23 protein-coding genes are annotated in these 17,086 nt (G+C 61.3%); 22 read left to right on the top strand and 1 reads right to left on the bottom strand.

The genetic code is table 11. The annotated features are described in order from the left end of the window. The 20 genes from KI237_RS19830 to KI237_RS19735 all read left to right on the top strand — a co-directional run bounded on the left by KI237_RS19830 (position 1) and on the right by KI237_RS19735 (position 15,607). On the top strand, positions 1-534 hold the full coding sequence (locus KI237_RS19830; RefSeq protein WP_212796697.1) for a DUF2280 domain-containing protein: 534 nt from the start codon (positions 1-3) through the stop codon (positions 532-534). Continuing rightward, positions 512-1,777 carry a terminase large subunit domain-containing protein gene (locus KI237_RS19825; RefSeq protein ID WP_249410646.1) on the top strand — a complete coding sequence of 422 codons (1,266 nt, stop codon included), beginning with the start codon at positions 512-514 and terminating at the stop codon, positions 1,775-1,777. The genes KI237_RS19830 and KI237_RS19825 overlap by 23 nt, the downstream gene beginning before the upstream one ends. Then, positions 1,774-3,129 carry a DUF1073 domain-containing protein gene (locus tag KI237_RS19820; protein ID WP_212796695.1) on the top strand — a complete coding sequence of 452 codons (1,356 nt, stop codon included), beginning with the start codon at positions 1,774-1,776 and terminating at the stop codon, positions 3,127-3,129. The genes KI237_RS19825 and KI237_RS19820 overlap by 4 nt, the downstream gene beginning before the upstream one ends. Continuing rightward, complete coding sequence (locus tag KI237_RS19815; RefSeq protein ID WP_212796694.1) at positions 3,126-4,256, top strand: DUF2213 domain-containing protein; 1,131 nt, start codon at positions 3,126-3,128, stop codon at positions 4,254-4,256. Before KI237_RS19820 ends, KI237_RS19815 begins: the two co-directional genes overlap by 4 nt. A gap of 10 nt (positions 4,257-4,266) precedes the next feature. Further along, on the top strand, positions 4,267-4,746 hold the full coding sequence (locus KI237_RS19810; RefSeq protein WP_212796693.1) for a structural cement protein Gp24: 480 nt from the start codon (positions 4,267-4,269) through the stop codon (positions 4,744-4,746). A 1-nt stretch (position 4,747) separates the two neighbouring features. Beyond that, positions 4,748-5,710: a DUF2184 domain-containing protein gene (locus KI237_RS19805; RefSeq protein ID WP_212796692.1), complete on the top strand. Its 963-nt coding sequence runs from the start codon at positions 4,748-4,750 to the stop codon at positions 5,708-5,710. A 12-nt stretch (positions 5,711-5,722) separates the two neighbouring features. Beyond that, the gene (locus KI237_RS19800) at positions 5,723-6,109 is read left to right on the top strand and encodes a hypothetical protein (protein WP_212796691.1); all 387 of its coding nucleotides are present in this window, start codon (positions 5,723-5,725) and stop codon (positions 6,107-6,109) included. Between the two features lie 51 nt (positions 6,110-6,160). After that, the gene (locus KI237_RS19795; RefSeq protein WP_212796690.1) at positions 6,161-6,682 is read left to right on the top strand and encodes a DnaT-like ssDNA-binding protein; all 522 of its coding nucleotides are present in this window, start codon (positions 6,161-6,163) and stop codon (positions 6,680-6,682) included. Beyond that, complete coding sequence (locus tag KI237_RS19790) at positions 6,679-7,731, top strand: structural protein (protein ID WP_212796689.1); 1,053 nt, start codon at positions 6,679-6,681, stop codon at positions 7,729-7,731. The genes KI237_RS19795 and KI237_RS19790 overlap by 4 nt, the downstream gene beginning before the upstream one ends. After that, positions 7,731-8,117, top strand: a complete 387-nt coding sequence (locus KI237_RS19785; RefSeq protein ID WP_212796688.1) for a hypothetical protein — start codon at positions 7,731-7,733, stop codon at positions 8,115-8,117. The genes KI237_RS19790 and KI237_RS19785 overlap by 1 nt, the downstream gene beginning before the upstream one ends. Positions 8,118-8,128: 11 nt before the next feature. Continuing rightward, the gene (locus tag KI237_RS19780) at positions 8,129-8,554 is read left to right on the top strand and encodes an HK97 gp10 family phage protein (protein ID WP_212796687.1); all 426 of its coding nucleotides are present in this window, start codon (positions 8,129-8,131) and stop codon (positions 8,552-8,554) included. Next, entirely contained in the window at positions 8,551-8,967 is a 417-nt protein-coding gene (locus KI237_RS19775) for a phage tail terminator-like protein (protein WP_212796686.1), read from the top strand. Before KI237_RS19780 ends, KI237_RS19775 begins: the two co-directional genes overlap by 4 nt. A 70-nt stretch (positions 8,968-9,037) precedes the next feature. Further along, a complete protein-coding gene (locus KI237_RS19770; RefSeq protein WP_212796685.1) occupies positions 9,038-9,691 on the top strand; it encodes a phage tail protein in 654 nt (217 codons plus the stop codon). A gap of 3 nt (positions 9,692-9,694) precedes the next feature. Beyond that, positions 9,695-10,078, top strand: coding sequence for a phage tail assembly chaperone (locus tag KI237_RS19765; RefSeq protein WP_212796684.1), 384 nt, complete (start codon positions 9,695-9,697; stop codon positions 10,076-10,078). Between the two features lie 62 nt (positions 10,079-10,140). Beyond that, complete coding sequence (locus KI237_RS19760) at positions 10,141-10,389, top strand: DUF1799 domain-containing protein (RefSeq protein ID WP_212796683.1); 249 nt, start codon at positions 10,141-10,143, stop codon at positions 10,387-10,389. Positions 10,390-10,399: 10 nt separating this feature from the next. Next, on the top strand, positions 10,400-13,549 hold the full coding sequence (locus KI237_RS19755; RefSeq protein WP_212796682.1) for a phage tail tape measure protein: 3,150 nt from the start codon (positions 10,400-10,402) through the stop codon (positions 13,547-13,549). Further along, the gene (locus tag KI237_RS19750; protein ID WP_212796681.1) at positions 13,549-13,887 is read left to right on the top strand and encodes a phage tail protein; all 339 of its coding nucleotides are present in this window, start codon (positions 13,549-13,551) and stop codon (positions 13,885-13,887) included. Before KI237_RS19755 ends, KI237_RS19750 begins: the two co-directional genes overlap by 1 nt. 9 nt (positions 13,888-13,896) lie before the next feature. Continuing rightward, positions 13,897-14,646, top strand: a complete 750-nt coding sequence (locus KI237_RS19745; RefSeq protein WP_212796680.1) for a phage minor tail protein L — start codon at positions 13,897-13,899, stop codon at positions 14,644-14,646. Positions 14,647-14,648: 2 nt separating this feature from the next. After that, on the top strand, positions 14,649-15,413 hold the full coding sequence (locus KI237_RS19740) for a C40 family peptidase (RefSeq protein ID WP_212796679.1): 765 nt from the start codon (positions 14,649-14,651) through the stop codon (positions 15,411-15,413). A 26-nt stretch (positions 15,414-15,439) separates the two neighbouring features. Then, on the top strand, positions 15,440-15,607 hold the full coding sequence (locus KI237_RS19735; protein ID WP_212796678.1) for a hypothetical protein: 168 nt from the start codon (positions 15,440-15,442) through the stop codon (positions 15,605-15,607). Between the two features lies 1 nt (position 15,608). Here KI237_RS19735 and KI237_RS19730 read toward each other — a convergent pair whose 3' ends face one another. Next, complete coding sequence (locus KI237_RS19730; protein ID WP_212796677.1) at positions 15,609-15,857, bottom strand: hypothetical protein; 249 nt, start codon at positions 15,855-15,857, stop codon at positions 15,609-15,611. Between the two features lie 187 nt (positions 15,858-16,044). On the opposite strand from KI237_RS19730, the gene KI237_RS19725 reads away from it, so the two are divergent. Together KI237_RS19725 and KI237_RS19720 are read left to right on the top strand one after the other, a co-directional pair. Next, positions 16,045-16,389 (top strand): hypothetical protein, encoded by a 345-nt coding sequence (locus tag KI237_RS19725; protein ID WP_212796676.1) that lies wholly within the window; start codon positions 16,045-16,047, stop codon positions 16,387-16,389. Between the two features lie 90 nt (positions 16,390-16,479). Next, entirely contained in the window at positions 16,480-17,040 is a 561-nt protein-coding gene (locus KI237_RS19720; RefSeq protein ID WP_502937133.1) for a tail assembly protein, read from the top strand. Positions 17,041-17,086: the final 46 nt, after the last annotated feature.

The following is a 17,086-nucleotide window of genomic DNA, read 5'->3' as shown; positions in this document are numbered from 1 at the left end:
ATGGCAGCCCTGAAAAATGAGGTGAAGAGCTTCATCGTTCAGGCCTTGGCGTGTTTCGACACCCCGAGCCAGGTCTCACAGGCGGTGAAGCAAGAATTTGACGTGGACGTGACCCGTCAGCAGGTCGAGCAGCATGACCCCACAAAGCGTGCCGGCTCCCATCTGGCGCTCAAGTGGCAAACCCTATTCCACGACACCCGGAAGCGCTTCCGCGAGCAAACCGCAGAGATACCCATAGCCAACCGCGCTTATCGGCTACGCGCCATGAATCGTTTCGTGGAGAAGGCCGAGACGATGAAGAATATCGGCCTGGCTATGCAGATCCTGGAGCAGGCCGCGAAGGAGATGGGTGACGCCTTCGTCAATCGTCGCGTGGAACCAGACAAGTCACTCGACGACGAGATCAAGCGGTTGAGCATTCAGAAGCTACAGCGCGAACTGGAGGACCCGGATAAGGGCCTGCCCGAGCCTAAGCAAGTAATCATCGGGGTTGAAGATGCAAGCGATCCTGATGCTGAACAAGCCTCAATTTGAGTTCATCAACAGCCACAACAAGTTCATGGCCTTCGTGGGAGGCTACCGCAGCGGTAAGACCTTCGTTGGCTGCGTGCGGATGTGTATCAACGCGCTGGAGTTTCCTGGGATTCCTCAGGGCTACTTTGCCCCCACCTATCCGCAGATCACCGACATTTTCTACGACACCTTGCCAGGGGTTGCAGAAGCGTTCGGGCTATTCGCCGACATCGTTGCCAGCAACAAGCGCGTGTATCTGCGTGACAAGAAAGGCCGATGCCTTTCCACGATCATCTGCAAGAGCATGGAGCACCCGCACCGAATCGTCGGATTCAACATCGCCCATGCCTTGGTCGACGAGATCGACTGCATGCCGATCAAGAAGGCCGACAGCGCCTGGAAGAAGATCATTGCGCGGATGTCGACGGTCTGGCTTGGCCGCGATCAAAACACCATTGATGTCACCACGACACCTGAGGGCTTCAACTGGGTCTATCGCAAGTTCGTCAAGGAACTGGCGGCCGACCCATCGCAGCGACAGTTCTACGGCATCGTGCACGCTTCCACGCGGCAGAATGCGAAGAACCTTCCGAAGGACTACATCCCGTCCCTGCGGAAGTCCTACCCGGCCAACCTGGTGGATGCGTACATCGATGGCCTGTTCGTCAACCTGACGTCGGGCAGCGTGTACCCGAATTTCTGCCGCCAGAAGAACCATACCAACGCAACGATACGACCAGGCGAGCAGCTGCACATCGGCATGGACTTCAACATCAACCGGATGGCCGCGACGGTGCATGTCATCCGTGACGGCCTGCCGCTGCTGCTGGAAGAGGCCACGCACCTTTTCGACACGCCGGCCATGATCGTGGAGCTCAAGCGGCGGTACCCAGGCCACAGCATCACGGTTTACCCGGATGCCAGCGGCAAGAACCGCAAGAGCGTGAGCGGCAGCGAGTCGGACCACAGCCTGCTCCGCGCCGCCGGGTTCATGGTCATGGTGAACCCATCGAACCCTGCCGTTCGCGACAGGGTGCTCGCAGTCAACGCCATGTTCCTGAACATCGACCAGAGCCGCCGCTACCTGGTGAACACCGACAACTGCCCGGTGAGTACCCAGGTGCTTGAGCAGCAGGCCTACGACGAAAAAGGCGAACCCAACAAGGACGGCACTGAAGACCCGGTCGACGCACTCGGTTACTTCATTGTCCAGCGCTTCCCGATTGCGGGCAGCTACACCCTCGCGAACGTGAGCAACCAATGAGCGCATACACCTTCATCAAGGACAGCCTGCAGAACCTGGTCGCGGGACTGGGCACTGCGCGGGACAAGGCATCGCACTCCTACTATGCGATTCCCGAGATGGACGACCAGCAACTGCTGAACGCCTTCCGTGGATCGTGGACGGCGCAGAAGGGAGTCACCATCCCGGCGGTGGACGCGTGCCGAAACTGGCGCAACTGGCAGGCTGAAAAGGATCAGATTGAGCTGATCGAGGCCGAGGAAGAGCGCCTGAACGTCAAGGGCAAGACCCTTGAGGCCCTGTTGAAGGCCCGCCTGTTCGGTGGTGCTGCTGTATTCCTCGGGACCGGTGAGCGCGATACAGCGTCCGAGCTCAACCCCGACCGGATTGGGAAGGGCGGCATCAAGTACCTGACCGTCATGACCCGGCGGCAACTCAGCGCCACCGAGATCGAGCAGGACCCGCAGAGCCCCCGCTTCGGCAAGCCTAAGGCTTACCGGTTGCCGGGCAGCGTGGTCGAGATCCACCCGTCGCGCCTGGTGATCTTCATCGGGACGCCGCACCCAGACCCTGAACTGGCCGTCGGCACCGGCTTCGGCTGGGGTGATTCGGTACTGCTGTCCGCCATGCCGGCCGTCCGTCACTACGACGAGACGGTCGCCAACGTGGTGAGCCTGGTCTACGAGGCCAAGATCGACGTCATCAACATCCCGAACCTCATGTCCAGCATGCAGGACAAGAACTATGAGCGGCAGTTGCTGGAGCGCCTGCGCCTGGCAGCGACCGCGAAGGGCATCAACGGCACACTGATCCTCGACGGCCTGGAGACACACAGCTCCAAATCGGCAAGCTTCGGCACGCTGCCTGAGGTGATCGCCAAGACAGAGCAGGGTGTATCCGGCGCGTTCGATATCCCGGGCACCCGCATGTTCGGCCAGTCATCCACAGGCCTGGGCGCAAACGGCGAAGAGAACACCCGCAATTACTACGACAACGTCGCCTCGCGCCAGAAGCTGGACATCAAGCCGGCCATGAGCGTGCTGGACGAGTGCCTGATCCGGTCCGCCCTGGGCAGCCGCCCGAAGGAAATCCATTACGTCTGGGCGCCGCTGTGGCAGGCCACGGCCAAGGAGCGGGCAGAAATCGGCAAGACAACGGCGGACACCATCAAGGCGCTGAAGGACTCAGGTCTGTTTCCCGAGGAAGCGCTTTCGGCGGCTTCGGTGAACCTGCTGGTCGAGCTGAGCGTTATGCCCGGGCTTGAGGCCGCTATCGACAAGTTTGGCGCAGAGCTGCCTGACGACGAGAGCGCTGATGATCTCCCGTCCACGCCGACTGACGCAAAACCAGACCTCGAGGAAATCGAACCATGATCTTCACCGATTCCGTGCCAGTCACGGGCGTCCGCCGCACCGAGGACGGCTACCTGGTGGCTGAGGCTCGGGTGGCGCGCACCGGTATCCAGGATTACCTGGGCACCGAGATCGACCCGGACAACGAGCACGGCCTGAGGGACAAGCCAATCGTGCGTGTGTACCGGCCTGAAAGCGCGGTCTTCCACGCTGACGCCATGCACTCCTATGCATATCGGCCAATGACCAACAGCCACCCAGGCGGTAAGGGCGTCAATTCCAAGAACTGGAAGGACGTTGCCATCGGCCAGACCGGTGGAGAGGTCGTGCGCGACGGGCAGTTCGTCAAGGTGCCACTGGTGCTGATGGACGCCAAGGCAATCGAGGACTACGAGGCTGGCAAGCGTGAGCTGTCCATGGGCTACGGCGCCGAAGTGGTGTTTCAGGATGGCGTTTCTCCCGATGGCGAGCCGTACGACTGCTACCTCGGCACCATGAAAATGAATCACCTCGCCCTTGAGTATCGCGCTCGGGGTGGCGAACACCTTCGCATCGGTGACAACGAACCAAACACCCCCAAAGGAGGCCATGACATGGCTGATTCACTGCGTACGGTCATCGTTGATGGCCTGTCCGTCCAGACGACCGACCAAGGCGCCCAGGCGATCGACAAGCTGACCAAGCAGCTGGCCGATGCCGGGGTAAACATCAAATCCCTGACCGACGCGCACACCGCCGCGCTGGCGCTGAAGGATGGCGAGCTGGCGAAGAAAGATGCCGAGATCGACGCCCTCAAGGCCAAGCAGTTGAGCGACGCCGATATCGACAAGCGCGTCACCGCCCGCGCTGACCTGATCAGCAAAGCGAAGTCGATCGCGGACGCCGATTACACCGGCAAGACCGATGCCGATATCCGCAAGGCTGTCGTGATCGCCAGGCTGGGTGATGCGGCCGTGGCCGGTAAGGCTGACGCCTACATCGACGCGCGCTTCGAGATCCTGGTGGAAGACGCCGCGAAAGACCCGGCCAGCGACCCGTTCCGCAAGCACATGATTCAGCAGGACGGCAAGACCGTCGGCGACGAATCGGAAAAAGCACGCCTGCAGATGATCGCCGACATGCAAACCGCCCACCTACCGAAGGCATAAGGAGCACGACATGGCTACTTACCAAACCACCCACACCAACGCTCCGGCCAAAGGCGTGCCAGGCCTGGTCGCCAACGAAGAGAAGTGCAACAAGATCAGTCGCACCGTCTCGAACGCTGAGGGCATTGTCTTCGGCGCCCCCGGGTTTCGCGTAGCTGGCGCTGGCAACGATCACAAGATCGCCGCCACCGGCACCTTGTTCCTCGGCCTGGCCGTGCTGAGCGCTGCGGTACCACCGGTAGCGACCGGCTCCACGCTGATCGACGGCTACCCGCAGGACTTCACCGGCGCGTTCATGACCGACGGCCAGATGTACGTCACTGCCGGCGCTGCGGTAGTGCCAGGTGACGACGTGTACTACGTCGCCGCCACCAACCGTTACGTGACGACTGCTGCCGCTGGAGCCGTGCTGATCCCTGGCGCCTTCTTCGACACCACCGGTGCGAACGGCGACATCGTCGAAATCTCCCTCAAACATCGGAGCGCTTAACATGCCTCAAGTTTTCGAAGACGCGCAGTCGGCGTTCCCGTTCGTTCTGGCCCAGGGCCGGAACATCGAGACCCGCATCTACACGCGCCGCTACCCGGCGTTCAACTACGCGGCAAGCATCCCGGTTGTGACCGAGGGTGCACCGTGGGCCATCGGCACCACCTTCTTCACCGTCGATACCGCCGGCGAAGCGAAGTTCTTGTCGGGTTCCGGCACCGACATGCCGTTCAACTCGGTCACCCATGACCAGGCCTCGCACGACTTCGCCATGATCGGCTCCGGTTGGGAGTGGAACCTGGAAGAAGTGAACCAGGCTCAGCTGTACGGCATCAACCTGAGCGGCACCAAGGCGGATTCCGCTGCCGACAAGGTCGAGCGCCTGCTGAACAGCATCGCTTTCGTTGGCAGCACCGAGAAGCGCTGGACCGGCCTGCTGAACGACAGCAACGTGTCCCGCGTCGATGCGGCATCTACCGGCACTGGTAGCTCGACCTTCTGGTCCGCCAAGACCGTTGATCAGATCATGGCCGACATCAACGGCGTCCTGGGCTCCATACGCACCAACACCGGTGAGGTCGAATGGGCTGACACTCTCCGCCTGCCGCCCGATGCCTTCCGCTACATCGCCACGGCGCGCCTGGGCGTCGGCGACGGCACGATCACGGTGCTGGAGTACGTTCGCAAGAACAACATCTACACCGCTGAGACCGGCCTGCCGCTGGATATCGCTCCGCTGCGCGAGGCCCGCAACGCTTCCCAGGACGGCGGTGGTCGCCTGGTTGCCTACCGCAAGGACCCGGAAGTTGTTCGCTTCCACCTGCCAATGCCGCGTCGCGTCCTTGCCCCGCGCCAGAAGTCCATCATGGGCTTCGAGACCGGGATCATCGCTCGTACCGGCGGTACCGAAATTCGTCTGCCGGGCGCCGTGGCGTATCTGGACGAAATCACCCCACCAGCAGCCTGATAGGAGGTCGCCATGAAAGTGACCAATAACTCGAAGGCGCTGCAGGGGGTTCACACCGCCCTGGGCGTCGTTTTCATCCAGCCCGGCGAGACCAAGGATGTCGATCTTACTCCGGAAGGACACAAAGGGGCCTCGCGCCTTTCCTTTCTGAGCGTAGAAGGCAAGGTGCCTGCGGGTGATGGCGACGAGCGCGCCGAGCTCTTCGCCAAGCTGAAAGCGCTGGGCATCGATGCCGCCGGCAACAGCAAAACCGAAACCCTCCAGAAGAAGCTGGACGAGGCCGAGGCAGCCGCCGAAAAACAGAAGGTCATGGACGAGCTGACCGCGCTGAATGTCGCATTCGACAAGGAAGCGAACCTGGAAGCCTTGAAGGCCGCCCTGGCCGCTGCCAAGGCGTAACACCCCGCAAAAACCGGAGCGCATGACGCTCCACCTATTCGAGATACCCCGATGCCAGACTTTTACGGAACCGTCGCAGAAGCCGACGCTTATCACGCTGCGCGCGCGAATGCCGCGTGGGCCGGCGATGAGGTGGGGAAGCAGGCCGCGCTGATCCGGGCATCGGTCTACATCGACGGCCGCTACCGGAAGCTGCTTGCTTCTGGGGTGTGGCAGTCATTGTTCCCCGGCGTGAAGACCGAGGGCAGAGGGCAAGCCAGGGAATGGCCGCGCACAGGCGCCTATGACTATGAGGGCAACCCAATTCCAGCCGACCAGGTGCCCGTCGAGGTTGAGCAGGCCACGTACGAAGCCGCGCTGCGCGAGATCGTGGAGCCGGGCAGCCTCAGCCCTGACTTCGTGTCCGCCTCGATGGTCAAGCGCGAGAAGGTCGGCCCGCTGGAGACGGAGTACGCCGTTTCTGTGGGGGCAGACGCCGCCGGGTCGGTTCGCCCGGTGATCAGCATCATCGACGAGATGATTGCCCCTGTGCTTGTGGCTCGCTACACGCTGCCTGCGGTGTTTACGGTATGACCCCGGCGCAGATCATCCAGGCCATCGAAGGAATGGAGCCTGCGATGCAGCAGGCCTATTTGGCACAGATCAAGCTGGTGGTCGGTGCGGCAACAGTTGCGGATGTTGAGCGCCTTATCAACGAGGAAGACGAAAACGGCTTGGCTGCCCTGCTCAGCATGGGAGCTATGGCAGCGTTTCTCGAACTCGTCCGGAACGCATACCTGGCCGGCGCAAAGCTCGAGATCAAGGCTATAGCCATACCGAAGGACCTGGGGCGGTTCGAGTTTGACGCCCGCAAGCCAGAGCCAGAGCAATGGCTGGCAGCCAAGGCGGAGGAAATTCGCCGAGAGGCTGACGTGAATGTCCGAGAGGCTATCCGCGCTGTCATGGGATCGCGTCGGCGAGTTGTCATCCCTCCGACGGTACAGCCGGAACTGCAGGTGGAGATCGGGGCAACGCCGCTCACCAGAAGCCCGCGACAGGCTGCCTTGGATCTGGTGGGCCGGGTCAGCGCCCAAACCGGCGCACGATCTGGTGGCGTTGTCGGGCTTCCTGGTAACTACGCCCAATTCGTCATCAACGCTCGCGAGCAGCTGCTGGGCGGAAACCCTGACGAGATGCGCAAGTATCTCCAGCGCATCCGCCGGGACCGCCGATTCGATGGCATCGTGAACCGGGCCATCGCTGCCGGCAAGCCAGTCTCCCGGGCCGACGTCGACAAGATCGCCGGCCGGTATGCAGAGCGCCTGATGAAGACCTATGCCGAAATGCTTTCGAAAGCCGAGACCCTGGAATCGTTCGGTGCCGGCCGTGACCAGGTTTACGAGCAGTTGATCAATCAAGGCCTGAACCGTGACTGGGTCACCAAGACCTGGCGCGACCGCGGCGACAAGAAGGTCCGCCACACCCATTCGGTGATGGGCGGCCAGGAAGTGCAGAAGGATCAGCCATTCCAGAGCCCGAACGGTGCGCTATTGAGGTACCCGGGCGATTCAAGCCTGGGCGCCGGCTGGAGTGAGCGCGCCAACTGCCGATGCTCGGCCATTTACAAAATAAGGCGGAAGTGATGCCAGACATCTATGACCGGGCCAAGGCTACGGCCACCCGCATGCTTGCCCCTCGCAGCAAGGGCGGAAAAGGCCTTGAGCTGGTGCTGCGCCGCGAAACCCAGGGCGAGTACGACCCGGATGCGCCGACCGCCCCCAGTGAGCTGGTCGTGAACGGCTCGGGGCTCCGTGAGGAATACGACAGCAAGTACATCGATGGCACGCTGATCATCCGCGGTGATGTGAAGTTGCTGGTCTCGCCAGTTCAACTGAGCGGTGAGGACATGCCTACACCCCAGAACGACGACAAGATCACGTTCGACGGTACGGTCTACACCGTGATCGCGGCCTCGCCTTGGAACTATGCCGGCCTGTCGGTCGGGTTCGAACTGCAGGTGCGCAAATAATGGGAAACCACATGACCAGCCGCTACGGCGGCCAGCAGGGCAGCTTTGCCGAGAGCCTGGCGGCATTCGTGGAGCAGGCCAGGGGAGCCATTGACGACGTTTTCCGTGAGGTGGTGATCGAGATCGGCAGCTCGGTGATCAGGCTGTCGCCTGTGGATACGGGCAGATTCAAAGGCAATTGGCAGCTCACTATCGGCGCGCCGGCGACCCATAGCCTCGATTCCTTCGACAAGGCAGGCCACGAAACAATCGCGGAGCTCGTCTCCCAAGCGAATCAGCTGGAAGCCGGGCAGGTGGCCTATATCGTCAACAACTTGGTCTATGGCATTCCGTTGGAGTACGGGCATTCCGCGCAGGCGCCGGCGGGCATGGTGCAAATCACACTTGCCCGCTTCCAGCAGATCGTCCTCGAAGCCATCAGGAACAACCAGGTATGAGCCACAACATCATCGCCGCGGCTTTCGAGTCGCGCCTGCTGGCCTGGGCCAAGGCCCGAACGAAGCCGCTGAAGGTGGTGGTCGAGAACGAGACCTACACCCCTGCCAGCGGCGAAACCTACCTACGGGCCTTCACGCTTCCAGGCGATACCGCCAGCAATACGCTTGGCGGCGACCACCGGCTGTACACGGGCGTGTTCCAGGTCAATATCGTGGCCCCGTCCGGGAAGTACCGGACCGAGGCGAGCAGCATCGTCGACGAACTGGCCGTACTGTTCCCGCTGAATCTGCGCATTCCGCGTGGCGGCCTGGTCGCGCTGGTGATGACGCCGGTTGCACCTGGCCCGGGTATCCCGGACGGAAGCACATTCACAGTCGCGGCCTCGTTCCAGTACCGAGCCGACACAAACTAATTCGCCCGTTGGGCAACCCCAGAACCCGCCATTGAGCGGGTTTTGTCATTTCTGCACAGAGGAAAAACACATGGGCTTTCGACTCCCCAACGGCGCCACCCTTGAAATCGCCACCACCTACGGCACCGCCATCCCGGTGACGGCGCTGAGCAACGCGAACCCGGCCGTAGCGACCGCCGCGGCACACGGCCTGACCGATGGTGACATCATCGCTGTGACCTCCGGCTGGACTCGCCTAAATAACCGGGCTGCTCGCGTATCCGATAGCGATACCGGCACCTTCGCGCTCGAAAACATCAACACCACCAACGTACAACCTTATCCGGCCGGCTCCGGTGTAGGCTCGGTGCGCGAGGTGACGGGGTTCGTGGAGATCCCCCAAATCACAGACGTCAACCCCTCTGGCGGTGACCAGCAATTCCTCACCTTCGGCTTCCTTGCCGACGACGATGATCGCCAGATCCCAACCACCAAGAACCCAATCAGCATGACGTTCACCGTGGCTGATGATCCCGATTTGCCGTACGTGGCCGTGGTAGAGGCCGCTGATGAGGATAAGGCGATTCGCGTCCTCCGTCTGAACCTGCCTGGTGGCAGCAGCATCATTTACAACGGCTACGTCACCATCACCGCCACTCCGGCACTGGGCCGAAACAACCTGATGACCCGAGTCATTACGCTGTCCCTGGCCGGCCGCCCAACCCGTTACTCGGCAGTGGTGTAACCCATGGCGAAGATCAAGATTTCCCAGAACCCGACCTTCAAGTCGAAGGTTGCTATCCCTCGCGTGGGCGGCAAGCCCGAGGAAGTGGAGTTCGAATTCAAGTACCTGGACCGCCTGGCCCTGGCCGCTCACTTCGACAAGTGGAATGCCGCGCGCGAAGAGCACCAGAAGCGCGTGCAGGAGGATGGCCTGTCCTGGCAGGAAGCCACGGCCGCCGAGGTTGCGATTCAGGCCGGCCAGCTCAAGGATATTGTCGCCGCCTGGACGTTTGACGAAAAACTGTCGGATGAATCGCTGACTGACCTGGTAAAGACCTGCGTCGGTGCGCCCCAGGCCGTGCTGGAGGCCTACCAGTCCGCCTATCAGCCGGCCCGCCTGGGAAACTGACCGGCGCCGCCCGCGTCCTGTATGAGCCGGGGCCGTCTGAAGCGGACCTCGCCGCCTTCGGCATGACCCTGGCCGACATCCCGCCCGTGGAGTACGACGTCTGGCCGGACAACTGGTCTGCGTTCCTGCTCTTCGAGGCGATGTCGACGCAGTGGCGCACCGGTATGGGCGGGGCCTCTGGCCTGGATTACAACGCTCTGCCATCGGTCGCCAGCATGCTGGGCATGAAGCGGCGCGAACTCTCAAAAGCCTTTCACGACGTCCGCGTCATGGAAGCAGAAGCCATGCTCGTGATGAGCGAATCGAAATAACGGAGCCCGCATGACTTCTATTGCTGAACTCGGCATCAAGGTCGATTCGACCGATGCTGCGCAGGCGAGCTCCGACCTCGACAAGCTGACGGCAGCAGGCGGCCGGGCCGAGAAGTCGGTGAAATCGGTTGCTGAATCTGCTGAAAAACTTGGCGCATCGTCGAAGAAGGCTTCTGATCAGCTCCGCGAGCAGGCCAAGGATGCTGAGGATTCGACCGCAGCATTCCGCAAGCTGCATGGCGGTACGTCAGCTCTTGAGGCTGGCATGTTCTCGCTTGGAAATGCCATTAAGAACGGCAGCTTTGTCGATTCTCTGTCTTCCACGCAGGAGGCGCGTAAGTGGCTTGACTCGCTGTCTGCATCCACGAAGACGGCTGGCAATGCGTTCCTCGAGTCCGGCCAAAAGCTGACCTTCCTCTCCAGCGGGATGAAGGGGCTAGGCGCTTGGTCTGGCTCTGGCAGCCCAGTATTTGGTCAGCTCGCCAAGCAGAGCGATGAGGCCGTCTCAAGCCTAGGCACCTTCAGCAGGACTGCCGGACAAACGGAGATGTCAGCGAAGGCTATGCAGGCTGCCCTTCGTGGTGTTCCAGCCCAGTTCACCGATATTGTGACCTCACTGCAGGGCGGCCAGGCGCCTTTGAGCGTCTTCCTCCAGCAGGGCGGCCAGCTGAAAGATATGTTTGGTGGCGTTGGCCCGGCTGCCAAAGCCCTGGGCGGTTATGTGCTGGGCTTGGTTAACCCGTTCACCGTGGCAGCGGCCGCCATCGCCGGGTTGACGTATGCCTACTATTCCGGCAGTGAGGAGGCTGTTGGATACCGGGAAGAACTGATAAAGACCGGAAATGCTGCCGGTACGTCGGCGGACGCTTTAACTCAAATGGCGCGCCAAGTCAGCGCAACCGTTGGCACCACTGGTGCTGCCGCAGAGGTCCTGACGAAGCTGGCGGGAACAGGGAAGATCGTCAGTGGCAGCTTTGAAGGCATTACGGTCGCCGCGCTGGAGTGGGAAAAGGCCACTGGGCGAGCAGTCGAGGAAACGATCGCTGAGTTCGTGAAGATCGGCAAGGACCCGGTCGCGGCCGCGAAGGAGCTGAACGACCAGTACAACTTCCTTACGGCTAGCACCTACTCGCAAATAGTCGCGCTGAAGGCCCAGGGCGACACCATTGGCGCTGCAAAGCTGCTCACCGACACCTATGTCGACACGATCAAGAATCGCAGCAGCGAAGTGACGGAAAACCTCTCCATCTGGGAGCGCGGCTGGAAAAGCCTGAAGGGCGAGATATCGGCTACCGCTGATGCAGTGAAGGACATCGGACGCGAGCAGGCGCTGGCGAGTCGCATCACCGATGCGCAGCAGCGCATGGCGGCCGCCCAAAGCATGGTCATCGGCGACCCGAGCGACACCGATGCACAGGAGGCCCTGAAAAACTCGAAGCTGGAACTCGAATTCCTGGTCCAGCAGAAGAACACGCAGGACGCCATCGCCAAGGCCCAGGGCCTGAACGCCCAGATCCAGCGGGAAGGTATCGACGCGAGCACCCGCCTAAAGGCTATCAGCGATTCCAACCTCACCAACGAGGAAAAGCGCAACAAGCTGATCAAGGAGTACAAGCGGGACGTCGAGGCGCTTCGCAAGGCTAACGCAAATGATCCGCTGGTGCAGCCTGACGTCGTCGAGAAGACGATCCAGAACATCCGCGAAAAGAACAAAGACCCCAAGGCGACGACATCTGCCGTCAACCTGACCGGGTTCAACGACTCGAAAAACCAACTGTCCGCGATCCTGGGCGAGTACAAAAACGCGCAGAAGGAACTGGAGGCCGCTCAAAAGGCTGGCCTGGTAACTCAGGAAGACTACCTGCTCAAGCGCCAGGCCCTTATTGGCAATGAGCGGGACGAGGTCACGGCTGCTTACCAGGCTGAGATTGATGCGCTGGAGGCGTCGAAAGGCAAGGCCAGTACTTCGGCTGCACAACGCATCCAGTTGGACCAGAAGATCGCCGACGCCCGTGCCAACATGGTCAAGGCGCAAAAGGAGGCGGATAGCGAACTCGAAGTCATTGCCACCAACGAGCAGGGAAGACTCGCCAAGCAAGCTCAGGCCATCAAAACCTACACCGACGCCTTGGACCAGCAGAACGTCGCCCTGCGGCGCGCTGGAGCCCGTGCTGCGGATGGCGTTGGCCGGGGTGACCGCGAGAACGCCATCAACGGCGAGCTGAACGGTATATCCGACCGTGCTAACCAGCAACGTCTGGACCTGGCCCGGGACAAAGCCGACGCATCGCGCAACATGAGCGCCGAGGAGTACCAGTCCAAGCTGAAAGCCATCAACAAAAGCGAAAAGGACCTGAGTCAGACAGTGCTCAGCAACTACGAGCAGATGTCAGAGGCCCAGGGCGACTGGCGCAAAGGCGCTACTTCGGCGTTCAGCAACTACCTGGAGTCGGCGCGGGACGTTGCCGGGCAGACACGGAGCCTGTTCACCAACGCGTTCAGCTCTATGGAAGACGCGATCGTCAATTTCGCTATGACCGGAAAGCTGTCGTTCTCGGACTTTGCGAAGTCGATCCTGGCAGACATGGCGCGCATCGCGACTCGGGCGGCAGCCTCTTCGGCCATGGAAGCGTTGTTCGGTCTTGCTGCATCTGCCGCCGGCTCGTATTTCGGCGGTGGTGCATCATCCGCCGGCTCAACCCAGGCCGGCTACACCGGGACTGACTTGTCAGGCTTCACCCCGGGCAGTATCCAGGCCAAGGGCGGCGCCTGGTCTGGCGGCGTGCAGATGTTCGCCAACGGCGCGGCCTTCACCAACTCCATTGTCAGCAAGCCAACAGCTTTCGGTATGGCTGGCGGCGGGATTGGAGTCATGGGCGAGGCGGGGGAGGAGGCGATCATGCCGCTGACCCGGACCGCCGGCGGCCAACTGGGTGTCCGAGCTATCAGTGGTGGCGGCAGTGGCGGCGGGAACGTTTACAACTTCCCTGTCGCCGTTTCCGTCCAGACCACTGGTGATGGCGGCACGACGACCACGGAAGACAGAACGCAATTGGGCAAGGGCATCCAGCAAGCAGCCAAAACCGAAGCCGAAACCGCTATTTCCAGAGGTTTGCAGCCTGGCGGCGCAATCTGGCGCGTTATCAATGGGAGGGGCTGATGGCTATCGAGACATTCACCTGGCCAACCGAGCGCGGGGAAACACCCGATATCACTTATCGGGTGCGAACCTCGAAGTTTGGCAACGGCTACGCGCAGAACGTCGGCGACGGCCCGAACAACAAAGAGGACTCCTACCCGGTTACCTGTGTCGGCCAGAAGGTCGAGGTGCAGCAGATCATGGCGTTCCTCGACCGTCACGCCGGGGCAAAGGCGTTTCTATGGACAACACCGCTCGGAGAACTCGGGCTGTTCACCTGCAAAAATCCCGCTCCCACACCAATGGGTGGCGGTGTCTTCAAACTCACCGCCACTTTCGAGCGGGCATTCCAACCATAAGGGGCAATCATGCCGCTGATCAGTGACATCCAGGCTCTAGAACCTGGCAGCGAAGTAGTGCTCCTTGAGCTGGACGGTTCGGACTTTGGCGCCGATGTGCTGCGCTTCCATGGGCACGCCATCCCGCACACGGCGGCGGAGTTGATTGCCGCCGGCGCCGCTGCCGATGAGCTTCCAGCGAAGCCGATCTGGTGGCAAGGCAACGAGTACAGCGCCTGGCCGACACAGGTTGACGGGCTCGAGGCCAACGGCGACGGCACGGCCGTCCGGCCCACGCTGTCGGTGGGCAATGTCAACGGCCGAATAACAGCCTTGTGCCTGGCTTTCGAAGACTTGGTGGATTTCAAGGTTACGATGCGGCACACGCTTGGTACTTATCTGGACGCCGAGAACTTCCCCGGCGGAAATCCGCAAGCGGATCCAGCCCAAGAAACGATCGAGGTCTGGTACATAGACCAGAAGGTGGACGAGGACGGGACGATTGTGGCTTGGGAGCTTGCCAGCCCGGGCGACGTCGGCGGCGAGTCTATCGGACGCCAGGCTACGACGCTGTGCCACTGGTGCCTCACCGGCGGTTACCGCGGTCCCAATTGTGGCTACACCGGTCCATACGTCACGAAGGACGGTGTCGTCACCGATAACCCGGAACTGGATGAATGTGACGCGACCCTTGGCCGCGGTTGCATCCCCCGTTTCGGCGAGGGTAACCCGCTGCCATTCGGTGGTTTCCCTGCTGTTTCCCTCATTGCCCGGAGCTGACCATGCACAAGCACATCCTGAGCGCGATCCAGGCGCATGCGGCGGCCGAGTACCCGAAAGAGTGCTGCGGACTTCTGCTGGCCGTCGGGCGCAAGCAGCAGTACTTCCCCTGCAGGAACACTGCGACCGAGCCGAACGAAGAGTTCCGCATCGATCCCGAGGAATACGCCGCGGCCGAAGACCTGGGCGAGGTGATCGGCATCGTTCATTCCCACCCGGACGCTACCAGCCGGCCGTCGCCGCGCGACCTGGCGATGTGTGAGTCCACGGAGCTGCCCTGGCACATCCTGAGCTGGCCCGAGGGCGACCTCCGGACAGTGGTGCCCACTGGCGAAACGCCTTTGCTCAAGCGGCCATTCGTCCACGGCGCCTGGGACTGCTGGCAGGTCTGCGCCGACTGGTACAAGCGCGAGTGGGGGCTGGAGTTCGAGGCTTTCAAGCGTGCCGACGGCTGGTGGGAGAGCAGGGACAACGCCAGCCTGTACGAAGCGAACTACGAGGCGGCCGGCTTCTACCGGGTCGATCAGCCGCAGCGTGGCGACATGGTCGTGATGGAAGTAGGGCGGACGGCTCACCCGAACCACGCCGGGATATTCCTCGGCATTGACCCGGCGCTGCCCGGTGAAGATGCCGAGACGTTCGGCCCCGGGCCGTTCCTTCTGCACCACCTGTACGGCCGCCCGAGCGAAATCATTGTCTTCGGTGGCCCGTGGCTGGACCGAATTCGCCTGATCCTCAGGCACAGAGACGCGAAATCACCAATATGATGCGGCCGAGCCGCGGGAGAAGGGCTATGAAGCAGGAAATTGATCTATCCAAGAATGGTGGCGTTATTTGCGCAAGACAAACCAAAGATGGAAAGCCTGCGTGGGTATTGACTAAGGATGGAAGCATCTTCATCTCCGAGCAGGCAGTAAAAGACGCAACCATCCAGTCAGCAAAAATCTTTCAGAAGTATTGAGTTACCTTTTGGGTGCGAACTCCGAGAGAGGGCGAGCCTGCGGAATTGGCTGGCCGGGGAATGCCTTCTGGAATATCTCTGTGACTAGAGCATCTCCGTGACCGCCCATGCGTGATCCTTCAATCGCGATAGCAAGATAGCCTTTCGTCAGCTCAGGTTCTGTTTGGGCCAACACGTTGGCTAGGGCCAGAACCGCATTGGTCAATTGATAAACAGCTTCAACTGTACCTACATCGAAATTTTCGCTCACATTGACCTCCAGGTCATAAACGCGCCGATATTGGCGCAATCCCAGTCCTTGGGCTTGCAGGCGAAGGACTGGGGTAATCCTTGCATGGAGGCATGAGGCTACTATCGGAGCGAGGCGGGGCGTTACTGGGGATTCGTACAGCGGCCAACCGGTGATATCGTGGGCCATCTTCCACAGGAGTGACCCCATGAGATTTTTCGTAGGCGCGGTAGCTGTTGCTTTGCTGGCGGGGTGTGTTTCGCCCGGTGATCTGGAGTCAAAGGACCCCAGTATCTCGGCGAGCACAACGAAGGACCCGAAGCGGTACGCGATCTGCGTCCTTCCGAAATGGCAGAATGCACGCAGTGACGTGACAATGTCCGAAACGGAGCATGGGTACCGGCTGATCGCTGCGACAAACAACATGACCGACGAGCTGCTGAGTATCCGCAAGACTTCCAAGGGCAGCTCTGTAAAGCTGTTCCAGCGCATGGCCTGGGCCCCAGGATATGGCCGAAGCGATATGGAGCAAGCGGTCAGAAGCTGCTTGTAAATCACCAAACACATCAAGCAAACCGCCTCCGGGCGGTTTTTTTATGCCTGGAGAAAAGCCGTGTCAGCGATTACCAACAGCCGCCCCGTCATGACCACCATTCTGCTTTCGGGTCCGCTCATCAAAATGTTCGGCCGGGTGCATCAGCGCGAGCTGGGCAGCAAGTCGGTGGCGGAGGCATTCAAGGCGCTGAAATGCACCCTCGATGGTTTCGATTTGGCAATCAAAAATCTGGAGCGGCGAGGAATGCGGTTTGCGATTTTCCGCAACCGGAAGAACGTGGCGGAAAAGGAGTTCGCCCTGGGCGGCGCCGAGGAAATCCGAATTGTTCCGGTAATTTCCGGCAGCAAGCGGGCCGGACTTCTCCAGACAATCATCGGCGCCGTCCTGATCGCAGCTTCCTTCATCCCGGGATTCCAGGCCCTGGCGCCGGTAGGGATCGCCCTCGTCGCCGGCGGCGTCATCCAAATGCTCAGCCCCCAGGCCTCAGGCCTCAAGCAAAGCTCCGGACCGGAAAACGCACCGTCCTACGCCTTCGGCGCCGCCAAGAACACCACGGCCAGCGGGTACCCCGTAGCCATTCCTATCGGCGATCGTCGGTGGGGCGGAATTATTGCATCCGCCTCGATCTACGCCGAAGACAAAACGTAACCCGACCGCATCAAGCAGGCCGCCCATGAGGCGGTTTTTTTTCGCC

Source organism: Pseudomonas sp. St316 (assembly GCF_018325905.1).
Lineage (GTDB): Bacteria > Pseudomonadota > Gammaproteobacteria > Pseudomonadales > Pseudomonadaceae > Aquipseudomonas.
The sequence above is the reverse complement of the archived record's forward strand: the minus strand, read 5'-3'. Positions and strand labels throughout refer to the sequence as shown.

Bases quoted from the DNA above. Each gene is read 5' to 3' on its own strand.
- KI237_RS19795 (WP_212796690.1), top strand. From the start codon at position 6,161: ATGCCAGACTTTTACGGAACCGTCGCAGAAGCCGACGCTTATCACGCT.
- KI237_RS19825 (WP_249410646.1), top strand. From the start codon at position 512: ATGCTGAACAAGCCTCAATTTGAGTTCATCAACAGCCACAACAAGTTC.
- KI237_RS19800 (WP_212796691.1), top strand. From the start codon at position 5,723: ATGAAAGTGACCAATAACTCGAAGGCGCTGCAGGGGGTTCACACCGCC.
- KI237_RS19735 (WP_212796678.1), top strand. From the start codon at position 15,440: ATGAAGCAGGAAATTGATCTATCCAAGAATGGTGGCGTTATTTGCGCA.
- KI237_RS19780 (WP_212796687.1), top strand. From the start codon at position 8,129: ATGACCAGCCGCTACGGCGGCCAGCAGGGCAGCTTTGCCGAGAGCCTG.
- KI237_RS19750 (WP_212796681.1), top strand. From the start codon at position 13,549: ATGGCTATCGAGACATTCACCTGGCCAACCGAGCGCGGGGAAACACCC.
- KI237_RS19745 (WP_212796680.1), top strand. From the start codon at position 13,897: ATGCCGCTGATCAGTGACATCCAGGCTCTAGAACCTGGCAGCGAAGTA.
- KI237_RS19815 (WP_212796694.1), top strand. From the start codon at position 3,126: ATGATCTTCACCGATTCCGTGCCAGTCACGGGCGTCCGCCGCACCGAG.
- KI237_RS19765 (WP_212796684.1), top strand. From the start codon at position 9,695: ATGGCGAAGATCAAGATTTCCCAGAACCCGACCTTCAAGTCGAAGGTT.
- KI237_RS19770 (WP_212796685.1), top strand. From the start codon at position 9,038: ATGGGCTTTCGACTCCCCAACGGCGCCACCCTTGAAATCGCCACCACC.
- KI237_RS19810 (WP_212796693.1), top strand. From the start codon at position 4,267: ATGGCTACTTACCAAACCACCCACACCAACGCTCCGGCCAAAGGCGTG.
- KI237_RS19725 (WP_212796676.1), top strand. From the start codon at position 16,045: ATGAGATTTTTCGTAGGCGCGGTAGCTGTTGCTTTGCTGGCGGGGTGT.
- KI237_RS19720 (WP_502937133.1), top strand. From the start codon at position 16,480: ATGACCACCATTCTGCTTTCGGGTCCGCTCATCAAAATGTTCGGCCGG.
- KI237_RS19760 (WP_212796683.1), top strand. From the start codon at position 10,141: ATGACCCTGGCCGACATCCCGCCCGTGGAGTACGACGTCTGGCCGGAC.
- KI237_RS19790 (WP_212796689.1), top strand. From the start codon at position 6,679: ATGACCCCGGCGCAGATCATCCAGGCCATCGAAGGAATGGAGCCTGCG.
- KI237_RS19755 (WP_212796682.1), top strand. From the start codon at position 10,400: ATGACTTCTATTGCTGAACTCGGCATCAAGGTCGATTCGACCGATGCT.
- KI237_RS19775 (WP_212796686.1), top strand. From the start codon at position 8,551: ATGAGCCACAACATCATCGCCGCGGCTTTCGAGTCGCGCCTGCTGGCC.
- KI237_RS19820 (WP_212796695.1), top strand. From the start codon at position 1,774: ATGAGCGCATACACCTTCATCAAGGACAGCCTGCAGAACCTGGTCGCG.
- KI237_RS19830 (WP_212796697.1), top strand. From the start codon at position 1: ATGGCAGCCCTGAAAAATGAGGTGAAGAGCTTCATCGTTCAGGCCTTG.
- KI237_RS19785 (WP_212796688.1), top strand. From the start codon at position 7,731: ATGCCAGACATCTATGACCGGGCCAAGGCTACGGCCACCCGCATGCTT.
- KI237_RS19740 (WP_212796679.1), top strand. From the start codon at position 14,649: ATGCACAAGCACATCCTGAGCGCGATCCAGGCGCATGCGGCGGCCGAG.
- KI237_RS19805 (WP_212796692.1), top strand. From the start codon at position 4,748: ATGCCTCAAGTTTTCGAAGACGCGCAGTCGGCGTTCCCGTTCGTTCTG.